Genomic DNA, 23,309 nt, shown 5'->3' with positions numbered 1-23,309 from the left:
GTACACGTCGCAGGGCAGGAAGCGTCAGCCGGTAGTGGACCGCCGAAACGCGGTGACCGCCCAGAAGTAGCCGACCACCAGGAACACCACGCACCACCCCAGCGCCCACGGCCAGCGATCACTGATGTCGAGACCCATGAGGAGTCCGCGCAGCGTGTCCGCGATGGGACTGAACGGCTGGTACTCGGCGAACTGGCGGACACCGTTGGGCATGCTGTCGGTCGGGACCAGCCCACTGCCCAGATAGGGCAGGAACAGCAGCGGCAGCGGCATGTTGCTCGCACTCTCCGGATTCGGCGCGACGACACCCATGGCAACCGCGATCCACACGAGGCCCGCGGTCAGTAGCAGGAGCAGTCCGCCGGCCGCGAACCAGTCGAGAAGGCTTGCGTCGGCACGGAAGCCCATCGCGAACGCGACCGCGAGCAGGAAGCAGACCGCGACCACACCTTGGATGAGGGCGCCGACGAAGTGTCCGGCCAGGATCGCTGTCGGCGGAGTGGCCAGTGATCGCAACCGATTGATGATGCCCTCGGTGACGTCCTGATTGACCGAGACCGCAACCGCCACCGTCAGGAACGACGGCACGAAGAGCAGTAGGCCGGGGAGAAGATAGTTGATGTACTTGCCGTCCAGCGGTCCGTCCGCGGCGAGGGCGCTCTCGATGGCACCGCCGAAGAAGTAGGTCATCATCAGCAGGATCACGACCGGCATCGCAATCGTGGAGAACATCATTGTGGGGTAGCGCCGTAGCCGGATCAGGTTGCGGCGCACCATCACCGCGGAGTCGGACAGGGTGTGGTCGAGCGTGGTGGTCATGACTTCTCCTAGTTGGTGGTAGCGGCGGTGCGGCCGGTGATGGTGAGGAAGACGTCGTCGAGATCCGGTGTGTGGACCGAGATCCCGGCAGCGTCGATCCGGGCGTCGTCGAGGGTGGCGAGCACGCCGCGGACAGCGCCGATCCCGGCGCCACCGGGGACGGCGAGGGTGTTCTCGCCCGGGGTGTCGACCGCCGAGGGGAACTGCGACCGCGCCCGTTCGAGGTCGTCGGCGTTCGTGAAGTCGATCCGGATGTATCCGCCCGGCACGAGACGCTTCAGTTCGGCCGCCGTCCCCTCGGCCACGATGCGGCCGCGGTCGAGCACAGCGATCCGGTCCGCGAGGTGATCCGCTTCCTCGAGGTACTGCGTGGTGAGGAAGATGGTGGTGCCGCCGGCGACGAGACCGCGGACGGTGTCCCAGACCGCGCGGCGGGACCGTGGATCGAGTCCGGTCGTCGGCTCGTCGAGAAAGATGATCGACGGTTCGCCCACCAAAGTCATGGCCAGGTCGAGGCGCCTGGTCATACCGCCGGAGTATTCGGCGACCCGACGGTCCGCGGCGTCGGTGAGGTCGAAGTCGCGCAGCAACCGGTCGACCCGTTCGCGGGTCGCCGCTTTCGAGAGATGTCGCAGGCGGGCGACCATGGTGAGGTTCTCCCGCCCGGTCAGCAACGTGTCGACGGCGGCGAACTGCCCGGTCAGGCCGATCTGCGCGCAGATCGCGGCGCGGTCGGTCCGCGGATCGAGTCCGGCGACCTCCACCTCACCAGCGTCCTGTTGCGACAACGTGGACAGAATCTTCACGGTGGTCGTCTTCCCGGAGCCGTTGGGTCCGAGCAGGGCGAACACCGCGCCCGCCGGTACGTCGAGATCGATACCGTCGAGGACGGTGTGGTCGCCGAAGGACTTCGTGAGTCCGGAGGCGCGGACGGCGGTTGTTGTCATGATCGTGCTCCCAGTGGTTGCTGAAACTAGAAATAAACTCATGCGCATATATGCATGTGTGGGTAGACGACGGTCCCTGATGGACGTCGCCGGGAACTGCTCGGTTGTTCTAGTGGTGCGGTCGGGTGGGGTTTTACACGTCCAGGTCTTCGACCTCGGGTCGGAGGGCGGCGGCAGTACGTGCGTAGAAGCGTTCGGGGACAAGCGGTTTGAGCTGGTCGGGAGAGTCGACGATGTCGACGCGGTAGTCGCCCCAGTCGGGTAGGTCGGCGGTGAACAGGCTGCGGACACTGGGAAGGCCGGTCAGGTCTTTCAGCCAGTTACCGGTCTTCTGCCGATGTGTCACCCCGTAGTTCGCCCAGTCGACGTGGTGGACCGCGAGGACGATCTTGCCGGTCCGCCCTTCGTAAGCGGTCAATTTGGTTGCATTGCCGGTGGTTTCGTCGTACTCGGTCTCCTCGGCGAGGAGTCTGCCGAAGAACCGTTTACGACGCACTCCGTCGGGACCGTCGCGCAGGACGACCTCGTCGTAACCGGCGTCGCGGTAGTCGGCTGCCCGCACGTACGCGCGCAGTGCCTCGACGACTGCGCCGGAGAGATTGCCTCCTGACACCTGTTGAGCGCGTTCGAGGACTTTGAGGTCATCGTCGGAGACGTAGATGGTCTTGTTGGGCATGCGGTAACTATATGTAGATGTATACGTAGACGCAAGGGATCGGGGAAACTGCATCCGGGAGGGCAGTCCGTGAGGGTGACGGCTCCGAATCGTTCAGTAAGCTGAGCAATGGGAGGTGGCGAGCAGATGCTCACTGGAGTGATCGGAAATTCGGCGATCATGGCCGCGATAGGGCTGGGGATGATCGCGTTGACGGCGTGTGCGTTCCGCGTGAGGCGGTCGGGCGGGGCCGTCACCTGGTTGGTGGTCCTGCTCGGCGTGGCACTGACATTCGACAACGTGGCAGTTGCCGTAGGCCGGATGGTCGGCTTCGGTGACCTTTTGTACGCGATCAACCTGCCGCGCTTCTGGATTCACGGGCTGATGACTCCGCTGATCGTTGTCGCCGCGGCCGTGCTCGCCTGGCGTCTGGGGGTGCGGTGGAGTCGCCCGGTGGTCGTGGTCGGGGCCGTTCTCGTCGCCGCATTGGTGGTCGTCGGGATCGTCGAGTGCTTCGTGGCGCTGGAGCTGACGCCGGCGACCGACGGTGATGCGCTGCGGTACGCCAACGCCGCCGCTGCCGGCCCGCCGGTCCCCGCACTGGGCACCGTGCTGATCCTCATCGCGATCGGGATGACCGCGTGGCGTCAGGTGCGGTCGCTCTGGCTGTTGCTCGGCTCGGTGACGATGCTGGTCACCGCGGCCGCGGGCATGTCGGTTCTCTGGCTAGGCAATTTCGGTGAGCTGGTGTTGTACGCCTCCATCGTCGCCACCATGTTCCAGGTGGCCGCGGCCGAAAGCCGTTCCGCCGCCAATGGTACGAACAATCGGCTGGAGTCGGGGAGGGCCGCGGCGCAGTCGATGACGGTCCGGAGCTAGTCGCCCGTTCCGGAATGGTTCTCGCGCTCCGCGTCTTGCAGCGCGATCGCGCGGGCCAGCCGCGCGTACTTGACCTCCAGGTCGCGGAACCGCAGATACGTCGACACCGTCGTGAAGGCGAACGCGATGACCAGGAGGAACAGGACCAGGTCGAGGCCGCGTTGGATGCCGATCTTGTTGGCCACCCATGTGACGTCGTCCTGCCGCAGCATCGCGTAGAGGCCGAAGCCGATGAACGCGACGAACAGCAGCTTCACGCCTGCCGACGCGCGGGCCGTGCCTCGATTCACCACGAAGAACCCGACGAGCGCGACCAGACCGAGGATCGCGAGGATCTGGAACCAGATCATCGTGGCATCACTTCCTCACCCGGGTGTGGAACAGGCCGTCGGCGACGATGTTGACCCCGTTGATCAGCGACTGTCCCTTCGCCCGCGAGTAGTCGGTGTAGAGGATCGTCACCGGTTGTTCGGCCACCCGCCACCGGTGGTGATCGATGAGCGCGATGAACTCTGACGCGTGGCTCATCCCGCTCATGAGCAGGTCGAGCTCATCGGCCACGGTCTTGTTGAACGCCCGAAGTCCGTTGTGCGCGTCGGACAATCCGAGGCGACGAGTGCGCGGGCTCAGGAACACGATGGTGCGCAACGCCATCCGGCGCAGGATCGGAACCGATTCGCTGCGACCGTCGGCGAAGCGGGTCCCGACGATGATGTCGACCGGCTCGCGTCGTAAGCGTTCGATCATGGCCGACACGTCGTTAACCTGGTGCTGCCCGTCGGCGTCGAAGGTCACGAAGAACCGTGCCCCCGGCCGGCGACGCGCGTACTCGACGCCGGTCTGGATCGCGGCGCCCTGACCGAGGTTCACCGGGTGCCGAACCAGATGCACCCCGGCGGCCCGGATCTGCTCGGCCGAGTTGTCCGAGCTGCCGTCGTCGACGCAGACGATGTTGGGAAACGTCTCGCGGGCCTTGGCCGCCACCTCGCGGATCACCTGGCCCTCGTTGAAGACGGGCACCACCAGCCACACGTCGGCGTTGGTACTGGGTTCGGCCATGGTCAACAACCCTAACCCGCTTCCGCGCGGGGTCTGCCGCCCGGCACGCCTCGGGGGCTGCATGGTGATCGGACCTGGTTAGTCTTGTCCGGTGACGATCGACGTGATGATGCCGTTCTACGGCGACGTCGCCCAGTTCCGGCAAGCCGTCACCAGTGTGCTCGACCAGGACGACCCGGACCTCCGGCTCGTCGTCGTCGACGACTGCTACCCGGATCCGACGCCGCGGCAATGGCTGGAGTCGCTCGGCGACGCCCGGGTCCAGTACCTCCGCAACGAGACCAACCTCGGCGTGAACGGGAACTTCCGGCGCTGCGTCGAGCTGGTCACCGCCGACTGGTTCGTGGTCATGGGGTGCGACGACGTGATGCACCGCGCCTACCTCGCCGCCGTCCGTACGATGGCCCGCCACCATCCCGACGCCGCGGTCATCGCGCCCGGCGTCGACGTCATCGACGAGAACGGTCAACCGGTCACGCCGCTCGGTGACCGGATCAAGTCGGTTCTCGCGCCGCCGCGGGCGACCGTGCTGTCCGGGGAACGGCTGGCCACCTCGCTGTACCACGGCAACTGGACCTATTTTCCGTCCCTGTTGTGGCGGACCGCCGCCGTGCGCGAGGTCGGGTTCCGGCCCGGACTCGAGATCGTCCTCGATCTCGCACTCCTCGTCGATTTGGCGAGCGCCGGCGGATCACTGGTCTACGACCCCGAGGTCGTCTTCTCCTACCGCAGGCACCGCGCCTCGGTGAGTTCGGTGCAGGCCGTCGACGGTCGGCGGTTCGCCGAGGAGAACCGATTCTTCGCCGACGAAGCGCAGCGTTGCGAGGCGCACGGCTGGCCGAAGGCAGCGCGCGCCGCCAGGTGGCACGCGACGTCGAGGCTGAACCACCTCTCGGCCCGCGTCGGCGCGGGCCTCGGCCGGCTGCGGATTTCGTCCGGAAGCTAGGAGCGCCTGCGCTCCCTGGGGGGTGGGCGAGCCCAACCCCTGCTCCCTGAGGTGCGAGCGAAGCGAGCTTAACCCCTGCTCCCTGAGGTGCGAGCGAAGCGAGCCTCGAAGGGCTCGTAGCGCGCCTCACCAGCCCTTCGAGGCTCGTCGCTTGCGCTCCTCGCACCTCAGGGAGCAGGGGTTATGCGGTTCTTTCGGTCAACGACGGCCGCGAGGCCGCAGGTACTAAGGAGCGAGTTTGCGAGCCGACCCCATGCTCCCTGAGGAGCGAGCTTGCGAGCGTCACGAAGGGTCAGGCCCGCAGCACCCCGACGAGATGCACGCCGAGGCCGACCAGGGGTCCGACGACGAGGGCGACGCAGGTCCGGGTCGCGACGTCGAGCGGCAGCAACAACATCGCGATCGCGACCAGGGTCGACACCCACCATCCGGCCGCGTACCAGCGGTGGGCGCCCGCGGCGATCGCGGCGGCGCCGGTCACCGTCAGCAGCGCCAGGCACGTCGCGCCGAGCGTCAGCATCGCCACGACCACACCGTCGAGATCGAAGTCGGCGCCGAACACCGATCGCAGCAACCACGGGCCCACCAGCCACGCGGCCGTCACCCCGACGCCACCGACCGCGGCGACGATCCCGAGGGGAGCACCCAGCGCGGCGAGGCGGTGGTCCCGGCGGTCGACGAACCTCGAGATCAGCACACCCTGAAAGCTGTTGAGCGGCACTAGTAGTGGTGCGCGGGTCAGGGTGACGGCGAGGATCAGCGCGCCGATCGTCCGGACGTCGTCGGCGTCGGGGCCGCCACGCAGGTCGGTGGTCAGGTTGATGAGCACGGGAAAACCCATGACGAGGACGGCGCTCGCGGCGGCGGCGGCCATCGCGGTCAGGGTGTTGCCCGTCAGACGTCGGGGCGCGACGTCGCCGGCGACGCCGATCGCACGGCGGGCCGAGGCCGACACCACGAGCAGCAGGCACCACGACACCGACCCGACGACGGTGACGACCAGGAACGCGGTGACGCCCCAGCCGGCCGCCACCGCGACACCGGCACCAGCGAGCCGGATCAGCGCGTCGACCGACAGCAGCACCGCGAACGACGACCAGTCCAGCCGCCCCGACAACGCTCCGCACAGGTGCGCGTACACCGCGAAGCTCGCCACGCCGACGGCGAGCAGCAGCACCGACAGGCCGCGATCCGCGGTGAACACCCGTGAGCTCCACAACGGTGACGTCGCGACGACCAGAACGGCCAGGCCGAGCCCGATGCCCGCGTTGACCAGCAACGGGCGCGACCGGGCGAGCCCCTCCGATGCGGCGGTCCGGACCGCCCGCGTCGTCTCCTGCAGTTGCCCGTTCTGCGCCCCGGTCACCAGGCCGTAGGCAGCCCAGAACACGGCGAACACGCCGTAACCGACGGCCCCGAGATGCCTGGCCGCCAAGAGCAGGACGACATACCCCGACGCGGCCGCGACGATCGTCGCCATCGTGACCCGGCCCAGTGAACGTGCGTCGGTGTCGCCTGCCGAACCGGCGTCCGGACCCGGCGTCGTCGGATCGGTCGTCATCGAACGGATCAGGAAGGACCTGGGAACGGCGGCAACTCGGGCGTGAACAGCCAGTCGTCCCAGAGATCCTTGAGCGGCTTCGACGAGTGGGTGGCGGCGAGTGCCATGAAGTCCTCGGTGGTCACCGAGCCGTACCGATACTTGTCGGTCCACCGCTGCAGCAGCGCGAAGAAGTCGCCGTCACCGATGGTCAGCCGCAGTGCGTGCAGGGTGAGTGCGCCGCGTTTGTAGATCCAGTCGTCGAACATCTTGCGCGGACCGGGATCGGCGAGTGGCACACGCACCGGCGACGATTCGAGTTTCGCGTAGTAGTGACGCGCCCATTCGTCGGCGCTGCGGCCGCCCGAGTGCTGACTCCACAGCCATTCGGCGTAACAGGCGAAACCCTCGTGGAGCCAGATGTCGCGCCAGCGGGCCGCGGTCACCGAATTGCCGAACCACTGATGCGCGAGCTCGTGGGCGATCAACCGCTCCGCGTGCCGGCTGCCGTCGCAGTGATTGGCCCCGAAGGTGGAGAAACTCTGTGCCTCGATGGGGATCTCGAGTTCGTCGTCGGTGACCACGACGGTGTACCGGGGGAACGGATACGGCCCGAACATCTCGACGAACGCCGCCATCATCTCGGTCTGCTGACCGAAATCGACCCCGAAGTTCTCCTCGAGTCGCGAGGGGACGAGGCCCGAGACCGGAATCGGTTTGGACGCCAACGAGATCTGCTTGTACTGACCGATCTGGATCGACGCCAGGTAGGTGGGCATCGGTTCCACCTGCTCGTAGACCCAGGTGGTCTGCGCGGCGCGGACCCGCTTGGACTCCAGGACGCCGTTGGCGAGCGCGTGATACGGGCTGTCGGTGGTGATCGAGATCCGGTACGGCGCCTTGGCGCTCGGGTGGTCGTCGCAGGGGAACCACGACGCCGCCCCGTTGGGCTGGTTCGCACAGAGCGAGCCGTCGGTCAGTTCCTCCCAACCGACCTCACCCCACGGGCCGCGGATCGGATGCGGACTGCCGTGGTACCGGACGGTGACGGTCATCGCCCCGCCCGGGGGGAGTGGAGTGTCGGGGGTGATGGTCAGCTTGTGCCGACGATGCGAGTAGCGGGCGCGCTTGTCGTTGACCGACACCCGTTGCACCGACAGCGAGCTCGCCAGGTCGAGGGTGAAACGCTTGAGCTCGGCGTACGACGTCGCGGTCAGGATCGCGGTGCCCTCGAGTCGATTGCTCGACACCTTGTACTCGAGTTCCAGATCGTATCGAGAGATGCGATAGCCCAGATTGCCGTTGTCGGGCAGATATGTATCGAGGACGTCGGCGGGTGCCCCCAGCACGGGTTGCCCGGAGTTGCCACGTGAACCCAGCCCAGACTTTCCCGGCACTCTCGACTCCTACTCCGTTCTGCCCCGGCGGGCTGACGTGCGGCGGCGCGCCTCGACGAGTCGCGTCGGCGACGCGCTGCGACCGGTCACGAAGCGGTTGCGGTTCGGTGGTGACGTCTCGATTCGGCTGTTCACCCGCGACGGGGCGATGCTGTCCCGGACACTGAGAGAGTACCTGGCGGCGGCACGGCCGGCCCGCCCGATCGATACGAGGAGTGCGGAATGAGCGGATTCGGTAGTGTGGCGCAGTTTCTCGCGCGCCTGATACTCGGCATCATCTTCATCGCCCACGGGTGGCAGAAGCTGGTCACCCAGGGTATGGACGCCACCAAGGCGGCATTCGGCCCGGCCGGCATGGACATCCCCTACCCGGAGCTCGCCGCGTACTACGCGACATGGGTCGAGCTGATCGGCGGCATCCTGCTGATCCTCGGACTGCTGCTGCCGATCGTCGCGACCCTGCTGATCGCCGACATGATCGGCGCGATCGTGTTCGTGCACTGGGACGCCGGGTTCTGGAACATGGACGGCGGTTACGAGTGGCCGCTCGCGCTGATCGCGGGCCTGCTGGCCGTCGGCTACACGTCGGCCGGCCGGATGGGCGCCGACAGCTACATCATGCGACGCCGACGCCGAGACGTCGTCTGACGGCTCACACCAGAGCCAGACCGTCGATGGTGGCCGCGCTCGCCGGAGCGCCGCCACCATCGGCCAACCTCTCGACCAGGCGCGTGAGCAGTTCCCGTTCCTCGTCGGCATGACGGAGTCCGACACCGTCGATGAGCCCCGGCGAGATCAGCGCGAGGGGATCGGTGTCGTGCCGGTGGACCACCGCCGCGCCGAGCAGACGTTGCGCCTGGGCGGGATCGGACTCCCAGAGCGCGTCGGCGGTCAGCAGGTACAACCGGACGGCCGGCGAATAGTCGTGCAGGTGCACGAGCGCCCAGGCCCAGTGCTTCGCGACGTCGACCGTGTCGGCTTCGGCGCGCCCGTGCGTGCGCACGTACTTGCCGTGCAGTTCACGACACAGGTGGCTGGCGTCGGACCACAGCATGAGATGGGACATGCAGCGGACGCAGTCGTGCAGATTGGACAGGTACATCACCGAATACGGTCCCTCGCGGCGCGACCTGATCTCGCGGAGCACGGAGAACTCGGCCAGCGCGTGGTCGTATTCACCGGCCGAGAGCAGCGCCCGGGCCTCGGCCTGCATTTCCTCGATCACCCTCGACATTGTCGCCGATCCGGCACCCCGGCATCGGCGATTCGGCCGAACCGGGTGAGCACGACCGACACCGGCCGGCCAGGTAACACCATCGGGTCGTCCTGGCGGGACTCCCGGCGGGCTGGCATCGTGGCAAGGATGAAGGACGACATCGGTAGCACTCCGGAGGGTTCGGACGGCGAGTACAGCCTGGACGAGGACGACCAACTGCAGCCGGAGGACACTCTGGACGACCGCGGCGTCGACGACGTCCTCGACGAGGGGTACTCACCGCCCGACTATGCGCCCAAGGGTGCCGTCCACGGGCTGACCTCCCGGGAACAGGCCGAGGGCGAGACGCTCGACGAGCGGCTGGCCGAAGAGGAACCCGACGTCGGAGCGGTCGATCCGCTCGACGAGATCACCGCCGAGGAACGTGCGCGGACCGACTGGCGCGCACACGATTCCGATCGTGACGACGAGTTCGAGGAAGACGACGAGGTCGGGGACCGCCGCGCCGGACGTCTCATCGCCCCGGACGCCGGATCAGGTATCGACACCGAGTCGGACGCCGTCGCCGAGGACGCCGGGATCGACGGCGCCGGAGCCTCCGCGGAAGAGGCTGCGGTGCACTACATCTCCGATTCGGACTAGTCGGTCTGGTTCGGCCCGCTCCCTTCGCTCCCGGCGCCGGTTTGATTAGGCCCGCTCGCTTCGCTCCCGGCGCCGGTTTGATTCGGTCCGCTCGCTTCGCTCCCGGCGCCGGTTTGATTCGGCCCGCTCGCTTCGCTCCCGGCGCCGGGCTGCTCCAATACCTGCGCCAGCGTCGCGACGATGGTCGAGCGGACGGCGTCGGCCGTGAGGCCCAGCCCGCTCAACGCCTCGGCAAGCGTGCCATCGGCGAAGAAGCCGAGCAGGAGATGCTCCGTGCCGATGTAGTTGTGCCCGAGATCGAGGGCGGCAGCGACGGTCGACTCCAGGACCGACTTCGACGCGTCGTCGTAGGGCACCACGCTCGTTGTTTCGTCGTCGGCGATGTCCCGCGGTGCCGGGAGCAGCGGCGCGATGGCCGCACGCCAGGCGTCGGCGTCGACGCCGGAGTCCCGCAACACATGGAACACGAGGGACTCCGGTTCGGCCGGGAGGGCCTGCGCGATGTGGGCCGGGGTCACGTGCTCGGCACGGCCCGCGGCCGCTGCCGCGTTCGCGGCCATCAGTACGTTCGCGGCCCGGGGCGTGAAACGCGAGAACGGGTTGTCCGCGCCGGGTGCATTGTTCTCGCCCGCGGACGACACGCGGTCGACGAACCGCTTCTGAGCGGCCTGTTTGCTCACGCCCATGCTGGTGCCGATCGCGGTCCACGATGCTCCCGAGCGGCGGGCCTGGTCGACGAAGTGACCGATCAGGCTGTCGGCGATGTCGCCCAGGTGCTGCGCGGCGACCACCGCGTCGGAGAGTTGGTCCAGCGGGTCGTCGTGGACCTTGCGGATGGCATGGATCAGGTCGTCGAGACGGATGGTGACTGAATTCTGGGGCATGCGTCAACCGTAGGTTGACGAGTCGATCGCGTCAACCCCGAGTTGACGACGACACGTCGAGGCCGATAAGAGCCTGTGCGTTGACAGGAACGGCAAGCGTCATGACGATGTATGCGGAGACCGGCGAAGTCGTCGCCGGCCGCTCCAGGCTTTGCCACGGGAGGTTATCCAGTGAGCATCACCGAACCGTCGGTTCGTCCCCAGTCCACAGACACCCGGTCCGCCGAGGGCCCGCCGGCGAACGGTGTCGTCACCGATGTCGCGCGTCGCTACCTCGACGTCCGCGCCCTGACCGACACGCTGTCCGAACGGCTTTCGCCCGAGGACCAGACACCGCAGTCGATGACCGAGGCGAGCCCGGCGAAATGGCACCGGGCGCACGTCACCTGGTTCTTCGAGGAGTTCATCCTGCGGCGTGACCCCGCGTACAAGGTCTACGACGACACGTTCCGGTACCTGTTCAACAGCTACTACGAGGCTGTGGGAGAACGGCATCCACGACCTGATCGCGGTCTCGTCACGCGGCCGGGTGTCCGCGATGTGACCCGCTACCGCGAGCATGTCGACGCCGCGATGGTGGATCTCCTCGAGCGCGGCGACCTCGACGAGGCCGCACTCGAACTCGTCGAACTCGGCTTCAATCACGAACAGCAGCACCAAGAGCTGCTGCTCATGGACATCAAGCATCTCTTCTCCACCAATACGTTCGGGCCGGTGTACGTCGATCGCGAACCCGACGAACCGGGCATCGCGAAAGCGTTGGGCTGGCGGCAGTTCGAGGGCGGCGTCAACGAGATCGGCGCGTTGGGCAGCGGATTCTCCTACGACAACGAGGGCCCCCGGCACCGGGTGTATCTCGAGGACTTCGAGATAGCCGACCGCGCGGTCACCAACGCCGACTGGCTGGAGTTCATGGCCGACGACGGTTACCGGCGCGCCGAATTCTGGTTGTCCGACGGGTGGGCGACCATCCGCCAGACCGGATGGGACGCACCGGGATACTGGCGCGACGAAACGGGTGCGCGCTCCACCGACCCGTCGGACTGGACGACGTACACCCTGTCCGGTCGGCGGCGGATCGTGCCCGACGAGCCCGTCCTGCACGTGTCGTTCTACGAGGCCGACGCCTACGCCCGCTGGGCCGGGGCCCGGCTGCCCACCGAATTCGAGTGGGAGATCGCTGCCGGCTCACTGGGTACCGAGCGCGGGGCCCTGCTCGACCCGGACCGATGTCATCCCGGCCGCGTCGGTGCGGCGATGATCGGGGATGTGTGGGAGTGGACGGCCAGTGCGTACCTGCCCTATCCCGGCTTCGTGCCCGCCAACGGCGCGGTGGGTGAATACAACGGCAAGTTCATGTCCGACCAGCATGTGCTGCGCGGGGCGAGCGCGGTGACGCCTGTGGCTCACGAACGACTGACGTACCGGAACTTCTTCCCGGCGCCGTCGCGCTGGGTTTTCTCGGGACTCCGGCTGGCCCGATGAGCCTCGACAGCGACACCCCGGTGACGGCGACCACCGGGGACACGGCCATCGGGGGCCTTGCTGCAGACGCACTCTCGGGATTGTGGCAGCAACCGCCGGTCCTCCCGACGAAGTGGTTGTACGACGAGCGCGGCAGCAAGCTCTTCGACGAGATCACCCGTCTGCCCGAGTACTATCCCACCCGCCGCGAGACCGCGATCCTGCGCGCGCGGTCGGCCGAGATCGCCTCGACGACCCGTGCCGACGTCATCGTCGAACTGGGCTCGGGCACATCGACCAAGACGCGTCTGCTGCTCGACGCCTTCGTGGACGCGGCCGCCGACGGTGAGCGTCCGACCTACGTCCCCGTCGACGTCAGCACCGAGATGCTCACGACGACAGCCGAAGTGCTCGCCGTCGACTATCCCGGGATCGACGTCGTCCCCGTGGTCGCCGACTTCACCGAGCCCGACCTGGATCTCCCGCCCGCCGACGGCCCGCGCCTCGCGGTGTTCCTCGGTGGCACGATCGGCAACTTCGATCCTGCTGCGCGCGCGGAGTTCTATCGTTCGATGGTCGGCTCGTTGTCCCCGGGTGACTACTTCCTCCTCGGTACTGACCTCGTCAAGGACACCGGGCGGCTCGTCGCCGCCTACGACGACAGTGCTGGTGTGACCGCCGATTTCAACCGGAACATGATCGAGGTGCTCCGTGCCGGCCTCGACGCTCGCGGGCTCTACGCCGACGACTTCGAACACATCGCCCGCTGGAATCCGGGCGAGCACCGCGTCGAGATGTGGCTTCGCGCCCGGCGGGACGTCGACGCGTACTTCGGTGTGCTGGGCCGATCGTGGCGGGTGCCCGCGGGAACCGAGATCCACACCGAGATCAGCACCAAGTTCCAGCCCGGGGCGCTCGCGGAAGAACTCGAGTCGGCCGGACTGTCCGTCGTGTCGGCGTGGACCGATCCCGCAGGCGACTTCCAGCTCACCCTGACCCGACGCTGAGCAGTTCGCGCACCCGCGGGATGACCTGCGTTCCATAGAGTTCGATGCTGCGCATGAGCTCGGGGTGGCCGAGTGTCCCGTGCGAATACTTCAGGTCGAATCGGCTCAGTCCCAGTGCTTGGACGGTCGACGCGATCTTGCGGGCAACGGTGTCGGGCGACCCGACGTAGAGCGAGCCGCCGGGTCCCGTCGACCGCTCGAACTCGATGCGGGTCGGCGGCGGCCAGCCGCGTTCGCGACCGATGCGCCCGACGTACTCGCGGTAGTGCGGCCATAGGGCGTCGCGTGCCTGCGCGTCGGTGTCGGCGACATGGCCCGGTGAGTGCACGCCGACGGGCATCAGCGGCTTGTCCATCTCACGGAGGGCACGGTGATACAGATCGACGTACGGCGTGAAGCGCAACGGGTCGCCGCCGATGATGGCGAGCATGAGTGGCAGGCCGTACGACGCGGCACGTACCACCGACTCCGGGCTGCCGCCGACCGCGATCCACGTCGGCAGGGGCGGGTTCTCGAGTTCGGGATAGACCGCCTGGGACTGCAGCGGACTGCGTGTGGAACCCGACCATGAGACCGGTCGGCCGGTGCGCAGTTCGGCGAACAGGGCCAGCTTGTCGCTGAAGAGTTCCTCGTAGTCGGAGAGGTCGAAACCGAACAGCGGAAACGACTCGGTGAACGATCCGCGCCCGAGGATCACCTCGGCGCGACCCGACGACAACGCATCGACTGTCGAGAACCGCTGGAACACGCGGATCGGATCGTCGGAACTCAGGACGGTGACGGCCGAACCGAGACGCATCCGGGTGGTGCGCGCCGCGATCGCGCCGAGTACGACCTCGGGTGCCGACACCGCGTAGTCGTCGCGGTGATGCTCACCGACACCGAGGAAGTCGACGCCGACCGTGTCGGCGAGGATGGCCTGCTCGAGCAGATCGCGCAGGGTCTGCGACCCGGAGCGCAATGTGCCGTCGGGTTCGGCGGTGATGTCCCCGAACGTGTCGAGACCGAGCTCGATCTTCTCGATACCTACCGGGTGAGATTCCATGTCGCCCTTCGCGAGAGTCAGAGTCGATCGATCCCGGTTCTCGGCTGCCGATCGATACCGCAGTCTCAGGATTTCACGAACTTCTTCAATGTTCGTTGCGCTGACCACCGTAGAGCTGTGACATGCTCAGAGGGAATTCACGGTTCCGGTGCGCCGGGCAGGCTTGCTTCTAGACAAAGGAGACTTCTTATGTGGGATTCGTTCTGGGACTTCATCTGGTACACGATCGTCATCTTCGCGTTCGTGGCCTATCTGATCGTCCTGTGGCACATCATCAGCGACCTGTTCCGCGACAAGGCGGCTTCGGGGTGGGCGAAGGCGGCGTGGGTGGTCTTCCTGATCATCTTCCCGTACATCACCGCCATCGTGTACCTGCTCGCGAAGGGCAAGGGGATGGCCGAGCGTCAGCGTGAGGCGTACAGCGAGGCCAAGCAGGCGTCCGACGAGTACATCCGGTCCGTCGCAGGCACCTCACCGACCCAGCAGATCGCCGACGCGAAGAACCTGCTCGACTCGGGCGCGATCACCCCTCAGGAGTTCGAGCACTTGAAGAGCAAGGCCCTCAGCGGAACCGCCTGACGGTCCCTCGACACAGACAACGCTCCCCTATGGCGCCGGTCGCCGTCGGGGAGCGTTGTCTGTTCTCCGGTTCGGGACCGGCGTCGCGTCAGTCCGCCGACCCGACGCCCACACGCCACAGCGGATTGACCGGACCGTGGCCGGCGCCCAGTGGATACGCGGCCGCCAGGCAGCGGGTCACCCAGTCCTTGCCGAAACCGACCGCCGCGGGAACGTCGTGCCCGTGGGCCAGCGCGCACGCGATCGCGGCGGCGAGGGTGTCGCCGGCGCCGTGGTCGTGCGGGGTGTCGATGCGTTCGTGGCTGAGCTCGATGAACTGGTCGCCGTCGTAGAGCAGATCGGGGGAGTGGTCCGAGGTTCGCAGGTGCCCGCCTTTCACCAGCGCCCAGCGCGGCCCGAGATCGAGCAGTGCCCTGGCCGCGTCGCGCTGCGACGCGGCATCGGTGACCGCGATGCCGGTGATGAGCCGGACCTCGTCCAGGTTCGGTGTCACCACCGTCGCGAGGGGAAACAGGCTGTGCCGCAGGGTGTCGAGTGCCGAGTCGGCGAGCAGCTGGTTGCCGTGCATCGACGCGCACACCGGATCGACCACCAGCGGAACGGATGTGTCCCGGCCGATTCCACTCGTGCGGCACTGCTCGACGATGGCCTCGATGATGGGCGCCGACGCGAGCATCCCGGTCTTCGCCGCGGCCACACCGATGTCACCGGACACGGAGTCGATCTGCGCCGCCACGGTCTGCGGTGAGATCTCCTCGAACCCGCTCACGCCCACCGAGTTCTGGACCGTCACCGCGGTCACCGCGACACACCCGTGCACCCCGAGCAGGGCGAAGGTGCGCATGTCTGCCTGTATTCCCGCGCCCCCGCCGGAGTCCGAACCCGCGATCGTCAGGACCCGTACCGGGGCCGTTCCGGGCGGTGACAGCGGGAGTCCCGTGTAGGCCTGTTCGTCGACCGTGCGCTGATTCGCGTCGACTGTGCGTCGTCGTGCGTCGTCTGTGCGCATCAGGCGCCGCCGGTCGTCTGGAGCGGGAGGTACACGCGGTTACCGGCCTCGGCGAACTCGGCCGACTTCGCGGCCATGCCCTCGGCGATAGTCCGGTCGATGTCGTCCGCGGTGACGAGACCGTGCTCCTCGGCGTAGGCGCGGACGTCCGCCGAGATCCGCATCGAGCAGAACTTGGGTCCGCACATCGAGCAGAAGTGGGCGGTCTTCGCGGGCTCGGCGGGCAGCGTCTCGTCGTGGTATGCGCGCGCGGTGTCGGGGTCGAGGGCGAGATTGAACTGGTCGGTCCAGCGGAACTCGAAGCGCGCCTTGCTCAGTGCGTCGTCGCGTTCCTGTGCCCGCGGGTGGCCTTTGGCCAGGTCGGCCGAGTGCGCCGCGATCTTATACGTGATCACGCCGACCTTGACGTCGTCGCGGTCCGGAAGTCCTAGATGCTCTTTCGGAGTCACGTAGCACAGCATCGCGGTGCCGGCCTGAGCGATCATCGCCGCGCCGATGGCCGAGGTGATGTGGTCGTAGGCCGGCGCGATGTCGGTGGCGAGCGGACCCAGGGTGTAGAAGGGGGCCTCCTCGCACAACTCCTCCTCCAGGCGCACGTTCTCGGCGATCTTGTGCATCGGGACGTGCCCGGGGCCTTCGATCATGACCTGCACACCATGCGATTTGGCGATCGCGGTCAGCTCGCCGAGAGTGCGGAGTTCGGCGAACTGGGCCTCGTCGTTCGCGTCGGCGATCGATCCGGGGCGCAAGCCGTCGCCGAGGGAGAACGTGATGTCGTAGCGGCGGAAGATCTTGCACAACTCGTCGAAGTGCGTGTACAGGAATGACTCCCGGTGGTGCGCGAGACACCAGGCCGCCATGATCGAACCGCCGCGCGAGACGATGCCCGTCACCCGCTTCGCGGTCAGCGGAACGTAGCGCAGCAGGACACCGGCATGCACGGTCATGTAGTCGACACCCTGCTCGGCCTGCTCGATCACGGTGTCGCGATACAGTTCCCAGGTCAGCGAGGCGGGATCGCCGTTGACCTTCTCCAGCGCCTGGTAGATCGGAACCGTCCCCACGGGGACCGGCGAGTTGCGCATGATCCACTCGCGGGTGGTGTGGATGTCGGCGCCGGTCGAGAGATCCATGATCGTGTCGGCGCCCCAGCGGGTGGCCCACACCATCTTCTCGACCTCGTCGGAGATCGAGCTGCGCACCGCCGAATTACCGATGTTCGCATTGACTTTGACCGCGAAGTTCTTGCCTATGATCATCGGTTCGGACTCCGGATGCCGGTGGTTCGCCGGGATGACCGCTCGCCCGATCGCCACCTCCGACCGGACCAGTTCGGGGTCGATGCCCTCTCGGGCGGCGATGAACCGCATCTCTTCGGTGATGATCCCGGCCCGCGCCCAAGCTAGCTGGGTGCTCGCGCCGTCGACCGGTTCCGGGCGGCGCCAGTTGTCGCGGGTGGGGGCGAGGCCCTTCTCGACGTCGATGCGCGCCGTCGGATCGGTGTACGGACCCGAGGTGTCGTAGACGTCGAGGTGTTCGCCGTTGGTGAGGTGGATACGACGCTGCGGGACGCGCAGGTCGCCGACCGTGAGGTAGTGCTTGGTGCTGCCCTCGATCGGACCGAGGGTCAGGAACCCTGAGTCGGCGGGTGCGCTGCCGTCGCGAGTCGCGGATACACGTGTGCCCATGGCTTGTCTCCCTACGCCGGCATTACCCGGACAGGTTCGAGCGGTCGGCGACCGCCCGTCGCCATCTCAGCCCTCGGTCATCGTGAGAGCCCCCGCGGTGTAGTTGTCGTGCGTCCGCCACCCTACAGCGCGGAGTTCGTTCGGGTCGTAGGGGTGCGCGCGACCGTCTCGATGTGCGACGACCGGACGATCGGGGTCATCAGTTACGGTTCCGTAAGGTACCGTGTGACCCGGATCACAAGCGGGGCCTATGCCGAGGTTCGGACGGCACATGTCAGTGGTCCGATGTCCACGATCAAGAGGTGAGGAGGGTCGGGTGCTACGCAAGCATCGTCAGCGACCACCACAGTCGGCGAAGTCGATCCTGCAGCAGATCTCGCAGGTGGTGCACAATCCCGACCGCGACCGGTTCGAGCTGTGGGTCGCCGGCGACCTGGTCGGCGTGCTCGGCTATTCGACCGAGACGGTCGACGGTCAGACCACCATCACCGTCCTACACACCGTGCTCTACGACGAGTACACCGGACATGGTCTCGCCACCCGACTCACCCGCACCGTCGTGCACTTCACCCGCGAGCAGGGCGCCCGCCTGCGGCCCGTGTGCACCTTCACCAAGCACTATCTCGACGGCCATCCCGGGATCGTGACCCTCGCGCCGGTGTGATCCGAAGGTAAGCCTCGGCGGCTCCGGAACATTCCTCGCCGGACCCTTCGAGGCTCGTCGCTATCGCTCCTCGCACCTCAGGGAGCAGGGGTTATGCGCTTCCTTGGGATTATGGTGCGGTGGTCGCGCTCCTCGCGCCGGTGTGAGGAGCGGGCTCCGACTCGGCTCAGCCTGCCGACGGCTCCGACAGCAGTGTCTCGCGGAGCACCTTTTTGTCGATCTTGCCTACTGCGGTGACCGGGAGCGTGCGCACGACGCGGACCACGTCGGGCAGTTTGAAGGAGGCGAGTCCGCGGTCGGCGAGGAAGGTGCGGATCGCGGCCAGCTCGAGTGGTCGGGCCGGGGGGTGTTCGTGCGAGAGCACGACTGCCGCACAGATCTTCTCACCGAGCGCGTCGTCGGGCAGCCCGACCACCGCGACCTGCCGGACCGAATCGTGGGCGAGGAGGTTCTCCTCGACGTCGTCGGCGGCGACGTTCTCCCCGGCGCGCACGATGGTGTCCTTGATGCGGCCGGTCACGGCCAGGTGCCCCGACGGCAGCCGGGTGACCTTGTCCCCGGACCGGTAGAAGCCGTCCGGCGTGAAGGACTTCTCGTTGTGCGCCGTGGCGCGGTAGTAACCGCGGATCGTGTAGGGCCCCCGCACCAGCAGTTCACCTTCTTCCCCGTCGGGGACATCGGCTCCGCCCTCGTCGACGACCCGCACCTCGTCGAGCTCCGACATCGGTGCCCCTTGCACTTGGTGCACCAAGTCACGCGGGTCGTCGGTCCGGGTGTAGCAGATCAGCCCCTCGGCCATGCCGAAGACCTGCTGGACGACGGGGCCGAGGGCCGCGTCGAGGGCGACGGCGTCGGACTGTGCCAGCTTGGCGCCGCCCACCTGCAGCAGGCGCAGGGAGCTGATGTCCGCCGGCTCCCACTCGGTCGCCGCGCACCAGAGTTGCGCGAGCGCGGGGACGAGCGCGGTCACCGTGACGCGGTGCCGCTCGATGAGGTCGAAAGTGTTGTCCGGACTGGGGTTGTCGGCTAAGACGACGTGGCCGCCCGCACCGAAGACGCCCAGGATTCCCGGGCAGCACAGCGGAAAGTTGTGCGCGGCCGGCAGGGCGACGAGGTAGGTGTCGTCGGCGGTGAGGCCGGCGACGTCCGCGGACAGCCGGGCGTTGAGGTCGTAGTCGTCGTGCGTGCGCGCGATGAGTTTCGGCAGTCCGGTGGTGCCCCCCGACACGAGGAACAGGGCGGGTAGCCCGGCGTCGGGGGCAGCCGGGAGCTCGACCGAGGCGGGGTCGGCGTCGGGGAGCGGTGTGAATCGACCAGGTTCGCCGGAGATGAAGACCTGCGCGACGTCGGGCACCCGTGACTGCAGCTCGGTCGCGAGCTCGCGATAGTCGAACCCCCGGCGGCCGTCCTCACCGATGTAGGCGACCGCGCCGGCACCGGCTGCGAGATGGGCGATCTCGGTGATCCGGTGCGCGGGCAGCGTCATCACCGGAACGACACCCGCGCGTAGGAGGCCGTACAGGGTGACCGCGAAGTCGAGGGAGTTGTTCAGCTGCAACACGACCCGTTGCGTCGGCCGCAGTCCGGCCGCGACGAAACCGGCGGCACGACGGAGGGTGGCGTCGCGGAACTCGGCATAGGTGAGCGTGCGCGGCCCGTCGGTGGAGGCGTCGGTCAGCGCAGGGGAGTCGGGAGTTCGCTCGGCGGCCAGATCGAGGCCGGCGAACAACGGGCGGTCGAGGAAGACGCCGGCGTCGCGGTACTTCTGTGCCTGTGCGTCGGTGTGGGGAGCGAAACCGTCGAGCAGATCGGTCGCGGGGTCGAGATGCGTCGGCATGAGTTCATTCAAACACAGGCAGGATAGGGTAACCTTACCGGTCGATGCAGGGCGGGAGGCCGGCTGTCGACCCGCGGGGGATTGTTTGATTAGGCTGCCCTAAGATTCCCTATGATCATCGGTGCTCGAGTGCATCACGACCGGAGGAACGAAGGACATGTCGCTGACAACCGAATCGCACGCCGCGCAGTTCGTCGACCTGCTCGCGCCGGCCTCGCCGCTGAGCGAGTCCGATGCCGCGCGGATCACGGCGGCCTGGGCCGGCTCCGGCGAATTCGGCGACCATGTCGTCTACGAGCGCGACCGGCGCTGGACCTTCGCGGCGGGTGTCCGCGCCCGCGTGGTGATCACACGCAGTGAGGTCATCGTCGACGATCAGGGCGACCGCACGACGACGCCCTGGCGCGGCGACCCCGCCGACGCGCTCGCCGCCGCGACCGCGTCGCTGTCGATTTCCGACTGGCGCGTCTACGGCTGGGTCGGTTTCGACTTCTGCGCCCCGTATCACGGCATCCTCGAGCGCGTTCCCGAGGACACGGTGCTGGCGCACCTCATCGTTCCCGAGTTCGAGGCGACTGTCGATGCCGACGGGGTCGACACCGGGTCGCTCGACGCCGAGCGTGCCGGTCGTCTCCTCGAGATCGCCTCGCGAGCAACCGTTCCCGGCGAGTCGCGGCCGGTGGACGTGCAGTCCGACCCGGACGACTACCGCGGCCGTGTGGCCACCGCTGTCGCCGAGATCGAAGCCGGGCGGTACCAGAAGGTGATCCTCTCGCGTGCCGTCGACATCCCGTTCGACGTCGACATCCCTGCCACCTACGCCCGCGGCCGCGCCGACAACAACCCCGCCCGGAGCTACCTGCTCTCGCTCGGTGACCTGCAGGCGGCCGGGTTCAGTCCCGAACTCGTCGTCGCGGTGCACGACGACCGGACCGTGGTCACCGAACCACTGGCCGGCACAAGGGCTTTCGGGATCTCCGCGGAGCAGGACGCGGCGGCCCGCGCCGACCTGCTCTCGGATGCCAAGGAGATCGCCGAGCACGCCATGTCGGTGCGCGCGTGCTTCGACGAGATCTCCTCGATCGCCGCTGCGGACACCACGGCCGTGAGTGAGTTCATGGAGGTTCGTGAGCGCGGGAGCGTCCAGCATCTGGCCTCGACCGTGCGCGGGACCCTCGCCGATCACGAAACGCCTTGGCGTGCACTCGAGGTGGTGTTCCCGTCGATCACCGCGTCGGGCATCCCCAAGACCCCGGCCGTGGAGGCGATCGACCGTCTCGAGCCCCGACGCCGCGGCCTGTATTCCGGCGCGATCCTCACCGCCTCGTCGACGGGCGAGCTCGAGGCGACCCTGGCCCTGCGCACCATATTCTCGTCCGGGCAAGGCGCATGGCTGCGTGCCGGTGCCGGGATCGTCGCCCAGTCCACGCCGGAGCGCGAGTTCACCGAGACCTGCGAGAAGCTGGCCAGCGTCGCCCCGTACGTGGTCCCGCGCTGACCGACCGATACTTTCGACCGAACATCACCACCCCAGGAGCCACCACATGTCCGACCACATCACCGAAGCCCTGCGCGGCATCCTCGAAGAGGACCTCGACCTCGCGCTCGGCGACATCAGCCGCGACTCGAAGCTGATCGACGACCTCGGGCTGGACTCGGTGGCGTTCGCCATCGGCGTGGTGGCGATCGAAGAGCGTCTCGGCGTGAAGCTGTCGGAACGGGAGCTCTTCGAGTCCAAGACCGTCGGAGACCTCGAAGACCTCATCCGGTCGAAGGCCGGCACCCCGGCCTGAGAGGACCCGGACCCGACATGACTGTGGAGACCCCAGTGCAGACGTACGCCGAACTGCTCGACGCCGCGTTCGACGAGCAGGTGACGGCGTGGACGGCGCAGGCCGAGCGGGATCATCGATTCCCGCGGCCCCTACTCGAACACCTCGGTGCCGAGGGCGTCTTCGTCCGCAAGTGGGAGGACCGCAAGGTCACCGACCTCCACGACCATTTCGCCCTCGGCGCACATCTCGGCGCGCTGGGCTCCGCGGCCATCGGAGTGGGTGTGAGCCTGCACGATTCGGCCATCGCCATCCTCCGCCGCTTCGGCCGCAACGACTATCTCAGAGACCTGGCCCAGCGCGCCCTGACCGCCGAGACCGTGCTGTGTATCGGGGCCTCCGAGGAGCAGGGCGGGTCGGATCTACAGAACTCCGAGACCCGGATCCTGCCGGAGAACGGCGGGTTCCGCGTCGTCGGGCACAAGAAGTTCGTGTCTCTCTCGCCGATCGCGGACCACGTGTTCGTCGTCTGCCGGGGCGTCGACGACGGTCCTGACGTGGGCGGCAACGTGGCGTTGGCCGCCGTCCCGATCGAGTCGGTGACGGTGGGGAAGCCGTATGCGAAACTCGGCGCCGGGCCCCTCGACACCGCACCGGTGACCATCGACGCCTGGATTCCCGACGAGGCGCTGATCGCCCGGCCGGGGACGGGCCTGGCGATCATCAGCTGGGGACTGGCGCACGAGCGGTACTCGGTGGCCGCCCAGATCGCCGCCGCGTGCGACGTGATGATCGGCGTGACACTCGCCCGGATGGTGGAGCGCACCCAATTCGGCAAGAAGCTTTACGACCATCAGGCGCTCCGGCTGCGCGTCGCCGATCTGCAGGCCAGGGTCGACGTCCTGCGCTACTCGCTGGCCGGAGTCGCCGCGGAGGGCAAGATCAACCTGCGCACCGCCGCGGCACTGAAGGCCACCGCCGCCAACCTCGGGGAAGAGGTCGCGTCGGAGTGCCTGCACATCTTCGGCGGGATCGGTTACCTCGAGACCGGATCCCCGATCGGTCGCTGGTGGCGGGACATGAAACTGGCCCGAGTCGGCGGCGGCACCGACGAGGTGCTGTGGGAACTGGTCGCGGCGGCGATGAAACCCGACACCGATCGGTACCAGGCCATGTTCGTCGACTCCGAACTCCACGGCACCGGCTCGCCGGTGTCCTGAAGCGCTCGAGCCATCGTCCCTCTCACCCAGGCGGTCATCC

General features: G+C 67.7%; 23 protein-coding genes, 1 pseudogene and 1 riboswitch. Of the genes and pseudogenes, 11 read left to right on the top strand and 13 right to left on the bottom strand.

The window, feature by feature from the left end; all coding sequences use genetic code 11:
* Window positions 1-24: 24 nt before the first annotated feature.
* From Q9R39_RS16430 to Q9R39_RS16420, 3 genes are all read right to left on the bottom strand, one after another.
* Complete coding sequence (locus tag Q9R39_RS16430; protein WP_058251389.1) at window positions 25-819, bottom strand: ABC transporter permease; 795 nt, start codon at window positions 817-819, stop codon at window positions 25-27.
* 8 nt (window positions 820-827) lie between these two features.
* Entirely contained in the window at window positions 828-1,766 is a 939-nt protein-coding gene (locus Q9R39_RS16425) for an ABC transporter ATP-binding protein (protein WP_058251388.1), read from the bottom strand.
* 133 nt (window positions 1,767-1,899) lie between these two features.
* Window positions 1,900-2,442, bottom strand: coding sequence for an EXLDI protein (locus Q9R39_RS16420; RefSeq protein WP_058251387.1), 543 nt, complete (start codon window positions 2,440-2,442; stop codon window positions 1,900-1,902).
* 126 nt (window positions 2,443-2,568) lie between these two features.
* Here Q9R39_RS16420 and Q9R39_RS16415 point away from each other — a divergent pair, with 126 nt between their 5' ends.
* Window positions 2,569-3,300 carry a hypothetical protein gene (locus tag Q9R39_RS16415; RefSeq protein ID WP_211538732.1) on the top strand — a complete coding sequence of 244 codons (732 nt, stop codon included), beginning with the start codon at window positions 2,569-2,571 and terminating at the stop codon, window positions 3,298-3,300.
* Here the strand turns inward: Q9R39_RS16415 and Q9R39_RS16410 are convergent.
* Window positions 3,297-3,650, bottom strand: coding sequence for a DUF2304 domain-containing protein (locus Q9R39_RS16410; RefSeq protein ID WP_058251385.1), 354 nt, complete (start codon window positions 3,648-3,650; stop codon window positions 3,297-3,299). The two genes, Q9R39_RS16415 and Q9R39_RS16410, sit on opposite strands and share 4 nt — an antisense overlap.
* Before the next feature lie 7 nt (window positions 3,651-3,657).
* Window positions 3,658-4,359, bottom strand: coding sequence for a glycosyltransferase family 2 protein (locus Q9R39_RS16405; RefSeq protein WP_058251384.1), 702 nt, complete (start codon window positions 4,357-4,359; stop codon window positions 3,658-3,660).
* A gap of 91 nt (window positions 4,360-4,450) precedes the next feature.
* Here Q9R39_RS16405 and Q9R39_RS16400 point away from each other — a divergent pair, with 91 nt between their 5' ends.
* A complete protein-coding gene (locus tag Q9R39_RS16400) occupies window positions 4,451-5,305 on the top strand; it encodes a glycosyltransferase family 2 protein (protein ID WP_058251383.1) in 855 nt (284 codons plus the stop codon).
* A 292-nt stretch (window positions 5,306-5,597) separates the two neighbouring features.
* Here Q9R39_RS16400 and Q9R39_RS16395 read toward each other — a convergent pair whose 3' ends face one another.
* Together Q9R39_RS16395 and Q9R39_RS16390 are read right to left on the bottom strand one after the other, a co-directional pair.
* On the bottom strand, window positions 5,598-6,866 hold the full coding sequence (locus tag Q9R39_RS16395) for a hypothetical protein (RefSeq protein WP_058251382.1): 1,269 nt from the start codon (window positions 6,864-6,866) through the stop codon (window positions 5,598-5,600).
* A gap of 8 nt (window positions 6,867-6,874) precedes the next feature.
* Window positions 6,875-8,242 carry a M1 family metallopeptidase gene (locus Q9R39_RS16390; RefSeq protein ID WP_058251381.1) on the bottom strand — a complete coding sequence of 456 codons (1,368 nt, stop codon included), beginning with the start codon at window positions 8,240-8,242 and terminating at the stop codon, window positions 6,875-6,877.
* A 222-nt stretch (window positions 8,243-8,464) separates the two neighbouring features.
* Between Q9R39_RS16390 and Q9R39_RS16385 the strand changes: the two genes are divergently transcribed.
* Window positions 8,465-8,890: a DoxX family protein gene (locus Q9R39_RS16385; protein WP_058251379.1), complete on the top strand. Its 426-nt coding sequence runs from the start codon at window positions 8,465-8,467 to the stop codon at window positions 8,888-8,890.
* Between the two features lie 4 nt (window positions 8,891-8,894).
* Here Q9R39_RS16385 and Q9R39_RS16380 read toward each other — a convergent pair whose 3' ends face one another.
* Window positions 8,895-9,476 carry a hypothetical protein gene (locus tag Q9R39_RS16380; RefSeq protein ID WP_175404303.1) on the bottom strand — a complete coding sequence of 194 codons (582 nt, stop codon included), beginning with the start codon at window positions 9,474-9,476 and terminating at the stop codon, window positions 8,895-8,897.
* Window positions 9,477-9,605: 129 nt separating this feature from the next.
* Here Q9R39_RS16380 and Q9R39_RS16375 point away from each other — a divergent pair, with 129 nt between their 5' ends.
* Window positions 9,606-10,100, top strand: coding sequence for a DUF5709 domain-containing protein (locus Q9R39_RS16375; protein WP_058251378.1), 495 nt, complete (start codon window positions 9,606-9,608; stop codon window positions 10,098-10,100).
* 158 nt (window positions 10,101-10,258) lie between these two features.
* On the opposite strand, the pseudogene Q9R39_RS16370 reads toward Q9R39_RS16375, so the two are convergent.
* Window positions 10,259-10,984: pseudogene (locus Q9R39_RS16370) on the bottom strand (Clp protease N-terminal domain-containing protein); the annotation flags it as partial.
* 171 nt (window positions 10,985-11,155) lie between these two features.
* Between Q9R39_RS16370 and egtB the strand changes: the two are divergent.
* Entirely contained in the window at window positions 11,156-12,469 is a 1,314-nt protein-coding gene (gene egtB / locus Q9R39_RS16365) for an ergothioneine biosynthesis protein EgtB (RefSeq protein ID WP_211538734.1), read from the top strand.
* Window positions 12,466-13,455 carry an L-histidine N(alpha)-methyltransferase gene (egtD, locus tag Q9R39_RS16360; RefSeq protein ID WP_058251376.1) on the top strand — a complete coding sequence of 330 codons (990 nt, stop codon included), beginning with the start codon at window positions 12,466-12,468 and terminating at the stop codon, window positions 13,453-13,455. The genes egtB and egtD overlap by 4 nt, the downstream gene beginning before the upstream one ends.
* On the opposite strand, the gene Q9R39_RS16355 is transcribed toward egtD, so the two are convergent.
* Window positions 13,436-14,500: an LLM class flavin-dependent oxidoreductase gene (locus Q9R39_RS16355; RefSeq protein WP_058251375.1), complete on the bottom strand. Its 1,065-nt coding sequence runs from the start codon at window positions 14,498-14,500 to the stop codon at window positions 13,436-13,438. The two genes, egtD and Q9R39_RS16355, sit on opposite strands and share 20 nt — an antisense overlap.
* A gap of 189 nt (window positions 14,501-14,689) precedes the next feature.
* On the opposite strand from Q9R39_RS16355, the gene Q9R39_RS16350 reads away from it, so the two are divergent.
* Window positions 14,690-15,079 carry an SHOCT domain-containing protein gene (locus tag Q9R39_RS16350; protein ID WP_058251374.1) on the top strand — a complete coding sequence of 130 codons (390 nt, stop codon included), beginning with the start codon at window positions 14,690-14,692 and terminating at the stop codon, window positions 15,077-15,079.
* Between the two features lie 88 nt (window positions 15,080-15,167).
* Here Q9R39_RS16350 and thiD read toward each other — a convergent pair whose 3' ends face one another.
* Window positions 15,168-16,088, bottom strand: a complete 921-nt coding sequence (gene thiD, locus Q9R39_RS16345; RefSeq protein ID WP_078111736.1) for a bifunctional hydroxymethylpyrimidine kinase/phosphomethylpyrimidine kinase — start codon at window positions 16,086-16,088, stop codon at window positions 15,168-15,170.
* Window positions 16,088-17,776: a phosphomethylpyrimidine synthase ThiC gene (gene thiC / locus Q9R39_RS16340; RefSeq protein WP_058251373.1), complete on the bottom strand. Its 1,689-nt coding sequence runs from the start codon at window positions 17,774-17,776 to the stop codon at window positions 16,088-16,090. Before thiC ends, thiD begins: the two co-directional genes overlap by 1 nt.
* Window positions 17,768-17,882, bottom strand: a riboswitch (TPP riboswitch). (Overlaps the previous gene by 9 nt.)
* Before the next feature lie 210 nt (window positions 17,883-18,092).
* On the opposite strand from thiC, the gene Q9R39_RS16335 reads away from it, so the two are divergent.
* Window positions 18,093-18,440: a GNAT family N-acetyltransferase gene (locus Q9R39_RS16335; RefSeq protein WP_058251372.1), complete on the top strand. Its 348-nt coding sequence runs from the start codon at window positions 18,093-18,095 to the stop codon at window positions 18,438-18,440.
* A 166-nt stretch (window positions 18,441-18,606) separates the two neighbouring features.
* Here Q9R39_RS16335 and Q9R39_RS16330 read toward each other — a convergent pair whose 3' ends face one another.
* Window positions 18,607-20,277: a (2,3-dihydroxybenzoyl)adenylate synthase gene (locus tag Q9R39_RS16330; RefSeq protein WP_078111966.1), complete on the bottom strand. Its 1,671-nt coding sequence runs from the start codon at window positions 20,275-20,277 to the stop codon at window positions 18,607-18,609.
* 157 nt (window positions 20,278-20,434) lie between these two features.
* Between Q9R39_RS16330 and Q9R39_RS16325 the strand changes: the two genes are divergently transcribed.
* Genes Q9R39_RS16325 through Q9R39_RS16315 form a run of 3 tightly spaced genes read left to right on the top strand, consistent with a single transcriptional unit; the run spans window position 20,435 to window position 23,269 of the window.
* On the top strand, window positions 20,435-21,775 hold the full coding sequence (locus Q9R39_RS16325; RefSeq protein WP_311277791.1) for a salicylate synthase: 1,341 nt from the start codon (window positions 20,435-20,437) through the stop codon (window positions 21,773-21,775).
* 46 nt (window positions 21,776-21,821) lie between these two features.
* Entirely contained in the window at window positions 21,822-22,070 is a 249-nt protein-coding gene (locus Q9R39_RS16320; RefSeq protein WP_058251371.1) for an acyl carrier protein, read from the top strand.
* 17 nt (window positions 22,071-22,087) lie between these two features.
* Window positions 22,088-23,269: an acyl-CoA dehydrogenase family protein gene (locus Q9R39_RS16315; protein ID WP_311277790.1), complete on the top strand. Its 1,182-nt coding sequence runs from the start codon at window positions 22,088-22,090 to the stop codon at window positions 23,267-23,269.
* The last annotated feature ends 40 nt before the right edge of the window (window positions 23,270-23,309 follow it).

The organism is Gordonia sp. AC31, assembly GCF_031844505.1.
GTDB classification, from domain to species: Bacteria; Actinomycetota; Actinomycetes; order Mycobacteriales; family Mycobacteriaceae; genus Gordonia; species Gordonia hongkongensis.
Note: the sequence above shows the minus strand (reverse complement) of the source record. Positions and strands in the feature narration are given on the sequence as shown.